At 60.0% G+C, this 6,554-nt stretch carries 5 protein-coding genes; 3 read left to right on the forward strand and 2 right to left on the reverse strand.

What is annotated here, in order from left to right; genetic code table 11:
- Window positions 1-11: 11 nt before the first annotated feature.
- Both HMPREF2526_RS09665 and HMPREF2526_RS09670 read right to left on the reverse strand, forming a co-directional pair.
- Window positions 12-674: a GntR family transcriptional regulator gene (locus HMPREF2526_RS09665; protein ID WP_046648738.1), complete on the reverse strand. Its 663-nt coding sequence runs from the start codon at window positions 672-674 to the stop codon at window positions 12-14.
- Window positions 671-2,146: a fumarylacetoacetate hydrolase family protein gene (locus HMPREF2526_RS09670; protein ID WP_046648737.1), complete on the reverse strand. Its 1,476-nt coding sequence runs from the start codon at window positions 2,144-2,146 to the stop codon at window positions 671-673. Before HMPREF2526_RS09670 ends, HMPREF2526_RS09665 begins: the two co-directional genes overlap by 4 nt.
- Window positions 2,147-2,268: 122 nt before the next feature.
- Between HMPREF2526_RS09670 and HMPREF2526_RS09675 the strand changes: the two genes are divergently transcribed.
- The 3 genes from HMPREF2526_RS09675 to HMPREF2526_RS09685 all read left to right on the forward strand — a co-directional run.
- Window positions 2,269-3,633 (forward strand): MFS transporter, encoded by a 1,365-nt coding sequence (locus HMPREF2526_RS09675; protein ID WP_070547164.1) that lies wholly within the window; start codon window positions 2,269-2,271, stop codon window positions 3,631-3,633.
- A gap of 205 nt (window positions 3,634-3,838) precedes the next feature.
- The gene (locus HMPREF2526_RS09680) at window positions 3,839-5,689 is read left to right on the forward strand and encodes an FAD-binding monooxygenase (protein WP_070547165.1); all 1,851 of its coding nucleotides are present in this window, start codon (window positions 3,839-3,841) and stop codon (window positions 5,687-5,689) included.
- Between the two features lie 216 nt (window positions 5,690-5,905).
- On the forward strand, window positions 5,906-6,554 hold a 649-nt coding region (locus HMPREF2526_RS09685; RefSeq protein WP_148139564.1), incomplete at its 3' end, for a helix-turn-helix domain-containing protein.

Here is a 6,554-nt window from a genome sequence, read left to right on the forward strand (position 1 = left end):
CTGTGAACTCCTTAATCGTTTTTCTTGCGATAGGTGTTGAGGGTGGCCAGTCGGTGTTGCCTGGCCACTTTTTCTATGTAGGCGGGTTCCGCGCCAGCCTCAATGAGGCTGACCAATTGCTCGTGCTCGCGCGTTGACTCTTGGGCTCTCTCCGGCACGTAGCGGAAGGTCGAGACGCGGTGGTATTCCAATTGCTTCCATTGGTCCACCACCAAGTCCTTCAACCTCTCGTTCGGGCACTTGGAGAAGAGAACGCTATGAAATTCTTTGTTGAGCTGGGTAAATTCTTCTGGATCGTGGTGGATATCGAGCTCCCGCATGCGCTGGTTGATCTCCCGCGCCCGGGCAATATCCTCCGCGTTGAGATACGGGGCGGATTGGGCCGTGGCATTGGCTTCCACGGTGGCCACGATGTCCATGGATTCGTAGTAGGCCTCGCGATTGTAGGTGGTCACGCTGGCACCGACGTTGCGTTCGTAGGTGACCATCCCTTCCGCTTCGAGTTGCCGAATAGCCTCACGGACGGGAACTACGCTGATCCCCAGTTCATCCGCGATTGTTGCCAACACGAGGCGATACCCGGGCTCATAGTCGCGAGTCCGAATCCTTTCACTTATCCAGTTATAGGCTTGTTGGGATTTACTTTCCCCGGCTGGTGCTGCGGTTTGCGTCATTGACCACCTGCCTTTCCATCACGGAAAGCGATGTAGGCTTCCTTGTTCGCTCCGGTCGGCGGGAAGAGCCCATCCAAGCTGGCGCCTTCCTCCACCTGGGAAGCGACCCATTCGTCCTCGTGCTCCTTGGCGAGGGCACCTTCGGCGACTTCGGCTGCGATATCGCGGGGGATGACCACGACGCCGTCATCATCACCAACGATGATGTCACCTGGGAGGACGGTGGCGTTTCCGCAGGAAACAGCGATATCGCTATCCCACGGGACATGCTTACGGCCGAGAACGCACGGGTGTGCGCCCTGCGTGAAGACGGGCAGACCAATCTCCTTAACGGCCTCGTAGTCACGCACGCCGCCGTCGGTCACGACGCCTGCGGCACCGCGGACCTTCGCGCGGAGCGCCAGGATGTCGCCGAGCGTTCCGGAGCCGGATTCCTGGCGGGCCTCAATAACGATGACCTCGCCTTCCTTGACGGTGTCGAAGACCTTCTTCTGCTCGTTGAGTCCACCGCCATGAGACTTAAACAGATCCTCACGGCCAGCCACAAAGCGCAGCGTGCGGGCAACACCCACCATCTTGGTTCCCTTGGCCTGCGGGTAGACGCCTTCGATCACGGATTGGTTGATTCCGCGCTGTCGCAGCTGGGCGGACAGGCCGGCGGTCGGTGCCTTCTCCAATGCTGCCTTGAGCTCTGGGTCGAGCCCGCCCTCATCCTTGGGGGGAAGGCCGGCGGATTCGCGGTCACCGTAGGCGTCCTCGCGCTGCTTATCGTCCACGTAGGGCAGGTTGCCCAGCTGTGGATCGAAGGAAGCGGGGACTTCCTTCACGGTGGTCTTCAACCTGCCGGAGCTCACGCCACCCGGCACGTCAACCTCGACCTCAACGACATCCCCCGGCTCGATAACGGAGGAACCCGCCGGGGTGCCGGTGAGGATGATGTCACCGGTCTCCAGCGTCATGTGCTGGGACAGGTCGGCCACAAACTGGGCGAGCGGGAAGATGAGATCCTCATCAGAAGAGGTTCCCTCCTGAACAACCTCGCCATTGACCCAGGTGCGCAGGCGCAGTCCCTTCGGGTCGATCCCTTGGGCGTCGATAAGCTCCGGCCCAATGGGGGTGTACCCGTCACGGGACTTGGAGCGGGTGTTGGAGCCTTTATCCTGCACCTTGTAGTCATACAGGCCGATGTCGTTCGAAGCCGTCACGTAGGCGACGTGCTTCCACGCATCCTCAAGCGATACGTTGCGGGCCGGGGTTCCGATGATGAGCGCGATTTCTCCCTCGAAAGCCAGCAGCTCCGTTCCCTCGGGGCGTTCAACAACCCCGCCCGATTCAGCCAGCGTGCTGGTCGCCTTGAGGAAGTAGCTCGGGGTCTTGGGCCAGCGACCGCGCTGAGCTGCGCGGGACTCGAAAGCCACATGGACAGCGATCATTTTGCCCGGTTTAACCGGCAAGAACTCAGGTACAGCCATGAAGAATCCTTAATTGTGAACAAATCCTTGCCCAGATCGTATATTATCCCTACCACCACCGCAAGTGGTTCAACTCACACGCATTTCCATATATGGCACACCGCATGCCGAAAGGAACCAGAATGTCGCACACATCTGTCACGCCGGCAATTTCGACGGCCGAACGCCGCCGCGTCGTCGCCGCGACTACCATCGGTACCGCCATCGAGTGGTACGACTACTTCCTCTATGCCGCAGTGGCCGGACTCGTGTTCAACCAGCTCATGTTCGGCCCGCTCGAGGGTGGCCTAGCCACCATCATTTCCTTCCTGACCGTGGGATTGTCCTTCCTGTTCCGCCCGGTCGGCGCGTTTCTGGCAGGACACTTTGCCGACCGTCTTGGCCGCCGCGTGGTTCTCATGGTCACGCTCATCGCCATGGGCGGTGCGACCACCCTCATCGGCCTTCTGCCCACCTACGAGACCGCTGGAATCTGGGCGCCGATCCTTCTCATCACCCTGCGCATTATCCAGGGCATCTCCGCAGGTGGCGAGTGGGGATCCGCCGTGCTCATGGCTGTGGAACACGCGCCGAATGACAAGCGCGGCCTCTACGGCGCAGGCCCCCAGATCGGCGTTCCTGCCGGTCTGCTGCTTTCTTCCGGCGTGCTCTCCATCATGAACACCATCGCGCCTGGCGACGCCTTCATGAGCTGGGGCTGGCGCGTACCTTTCCTGCTCTCCTTCGTTCTCATCCTGGTGGGCTACCTCATCCGCATGGGCGTCGACGAGTCCCCAGTCTTCGAAGAGATTGCAGAGCGCGAGGAGGAAGAGGCCACCAACCCCATTGGCAAGCTCTTCAAGAATTTCACCCCGCTGGTCCTGGTCGCGGCCCTCGTTTTTGCAGGTAACGGCACCGTCGGGTACATGACCACGGGCGGCTATATTCAGCGCTACGCCACCGATCCCGACGGCCTCGTTGCCCTCGACCGCGGTGACGTCCTCAACGCCGTGACCGTCTCTGCGGTCACGTGGGCATTGATGACGTTGTTCGCGGGATACATCTCCGATTACATCGGCCGCCGAAACACCTACCTCATCGGATTCATCCTGCAGGGAATCGGCGCTGCCGCCCTTTTCCCGCTGGTCAACACCGGTAGTCTGGGGCTTCTCTACGGCGCACTTATTTTCCTGACCGTCGGCCTGGGCCTGACCTATGGGGCACAGTCCGCGATGTACGCCGAGCTCTTCCCCGCCTCCATTCGCGCTACCGGCGTGTCCATCACTTATGCGCTTGGCTCGGTGTTGGGCGGCGCCTTCGCCCCCATGATCGCCGCGTCGCTCGTGGAGGCTACCGGCACCACCTTCGCGGTGTCGGGCTACCTCGTCTCCGCCTCGATTGTCGGCTTCATCTGCGCCTTCATCCTGCGTGAGCGCAAGGGAATCGCACTTGGCGCAGAGCACGAGGCCGAGCAATCTCAGGGGCACTTCATCTTCAGCCCGCGCTAGGCGACGTCCCGTGCGCAGATCATTGTGCAGGAGACGCGCATCATATATGATTCTAGAAATAAGACCCAGCTCACATCCTCCAGACGCCTTGAACTGAGTCACCACCTCCACGAGCAAAGCTCACAGAGCGATGGGGGAGTAGCTACCACCCCCATCACTCGCTTTTGTTCTCGACCACGACAACCCGCTGACTAAGGAGTCCACAGTGCAGTTCCACCACAACGGCTACGTTTCGGAAGATCCCCGCGTGCACGAGCCCGCCGGGTATGGCATCGATCGCGCCTCTGAGCTTCCCGATGAAATGGACGTCCTCATTGTCGGCTCCGGCCCGGCCGGCATGATCGCGGCCGCGCAGCTAGCAATGTTCCCCGACGTCAACACGCGCATCATTGAACGCCGTCCTCACCGCCTCGAGTTGGGCCAGGCCGACGGCATCCAGTCCCGCTCCGTAGAAACCTTCCAGGCCTTCGGCTTTGCCAAGGAAATCACGGAAGAGGCCTACGAAATCACCGAGATGTCCTTCTGGAACCCCGATCCGCAGGACCGCTCCAAGATTGTTCGCGGCGCCCGTCCGATTGACGACGAACACGGAATCTCCGAGTTCCCCCACCTCATTGTGAACCAGGCTCGCGTGTTGGACTACTTCGCCCGCTACGCACGCCGAGCACCCGGCCGAATCACCCCGGATTACGGCTGGAACTTCGTCTCCCTTGAGGTAGGGGAGGGCGAATACCCCGTGACGGTGCACCTCGAGGATGTCGACGGCAACCCGCGCGACGTACGCGCTAAGTACGTCGTGGGCTGCGATGGCGCGAAGTCCCGCGTCCGCAAGTCCATTGGCTGCTCGCTCAAGGGTGACCAGACCAATCACGCATGGGGCGTCATGGACGTTGTCGTCGATACCGACTTCCCGGACTGGCGCACCAAGTGTGCCATCCACTCGCAGGCCGGCTCAATCCTGCACATCCCGCGTGAGGGCGGTTACCTCTGCCGCATCTACGTCGACCTTGGTGTCGTGCCCGAGGATGACAACCACAAGGTCCGCTCCACCCCGATTGAGAAGATCATCGAGAAGGCAAACGAGATCTACTCGCCCTACTTCATCGACGTCAAGATGGTCGCTTGGCACTCCGTGTACGAGGTGGGGCACCGCCTCGTCGATGCCTTCGACAACAACGATGAGGACCCGCGCGTCTTCCTCACCGGCGATGCCTGCCACACCCACTCCGCCAAGGCCGGCCAGGGCATGAACGTCTCCATGCAGGATGGCTTCAATATCGGGTGGAAGCTCGGCCACGTCCTCGATGGCCGCGCGCCGAAGGAACTCCTGGCCACCTACCACGGCGAGCGCCAGCCAGCCGCGCAGAACCTCATCAACTTCGACCGCGAATGGTCGACCCTCATGGCCACCCCAACCGAGGAGCTGGATGATCCCGAGGCAGTCGAGAAGTACTACGTCTCCGCAGAGGAGTTCGCCGCCGGCATGATGACGCAGTACGAAGAGAACCTCATCGTCGGCAACACCGAGCACCAGAAGTTGGCCGTCGGCTTCCCGGTAGGCAAGCGTTTCAAGTCCTACGAGGTTCTGCGCCGCTGTGACGCGTACCCCCAGCACCTGGGCCACCAGCACACCGCTGACGGCCGCTACCGCATCTACGCCTTCGCTGATGCCCCCAAGGCCGGCGAGACCTCAAAGCTCAGCGAGTGGGCTGACAAGATGGGCCCCATCCTGGCTAAGTTCACGCCCGAGGGTGCCGATGAGAACACCTATTTCGACGTGAAGGCTATTTACCAGCAGACGAACCATCACGAGTACGAGATCCTGGACGCTCCGCTCCTGTTCCGCCCCCGCAACGGCAAGTTCACTATCCCGAACTGGGAGAATGTTTTCAATGCTCTGCCGGGAGACAAGGACATCTTCCACACCCGCGGCATTTCTCGCGACGGTGCCGTCGTCATCGTTCGCCCGGACCAGTACGTGGGAGCGGTCCTTCCGCTCGATGACCCAGCTGCCATCGAGGACTACTTCTCTTCCGCGCTCATCAAGCTCAAGTAGTTCGTTTCAAGCTCTAGGAGCTTGAAACTGAAAGGGGCCCAGCACAACGCTGGGCCCTCTTTTAATGCCGCCGCTAAGCCCCCACAGAAAGAAAGAAACCTAGCAAAAGAAACCTAGATGTGTGATGTCTAGCGACTTTTTGGACACGGAGTCCAGGATGTTTTTGGACGGGATGTCTAGTGGCTTTTTGGACGTTTGCGGCGGTGGAATAGCCGGATGGCTATTCCATTGCATAAGCGTAGAAAGGTCGCAGATTTCGATCCCGTTCGTGACGGCAAGACGGTCACACAGTTTTGCAAAGAATTAGGAATCTCGCGGCAGACGTACCACAACATCAAACACCGGATAGAGCAGAAGGGTCGCGCAGGTATTGTGCCTGATTCGACTGCCCCGAAGAATCCGATGAAGAAATTTGACGAGGCCGATAAAATCGCAGTCGTCCACGCCAGACAGGAGTTGATGGAGCAAGGCTTGGATTATGGGCCTTGGTCGATCTACTACTTCTTGTTTGACACTTCAGGCCCAGATTCCACCCCATCGCGTTCTACAATCGCCTCGTGGCTGCATGAACTGGGATTTGTTGATGCCAATGCCCGCAAACGGCCACGCAGCTCCTATAAGCGCTTCGCCCGTGATCACGTCGGTGAACTCTGGCAAATCGATGGACTGGTCTATCGCCTCTTTGACCATGCCCACACACATGTCACGATTTACCAGATTATCGATGATGCCAGCAGATTCGATGTCGGAACCACAGCATTCGCTCTGCCAGAAAACGGTACTGATGCGCGCGCCGTACTGGCCGCAGCGTTCGCCGCCTACGGCAAACCTCAAGAAATCCTTTCCGACAATGGCGATGCGTTCG

This window comes from Corynebacterium sp. HMSC070E08, assembly GCF_001808895.1.
Classification (GTDB): Bacteria; Actinomycetota; Actinomycetes; order Mycobacteriales; family Mycobacteriaceae; genus Corynebacterium; species Corynebacterium hiratae.

Excerpts from the sequence above, each read along its gene's own strand:
- HMPREF2526_RS09675 (WP_070547164.1), top strand. The coding sequence starts at position 2,269 with ATGTCGCACACATCTGTCACGCCGGCAATTTCGACGGCCGAACGCCGC.
- HMPREF2526_RS09665 (WP_046648738.1), bottom strand. The coding sequence starts at position 674 with ATGACGCAAACCGCAGCACCAGCCGGGGAAAGTAAATCCCAACAAGCC.
- HMPREF2526_RS09670 (WP_046648737.1), bottom strand. The coding sequence starts at position 2,146 with ATGGCTGTACCTGAGTTCTTGCCGGTTAAACCGGGCAAAATGATCGCT.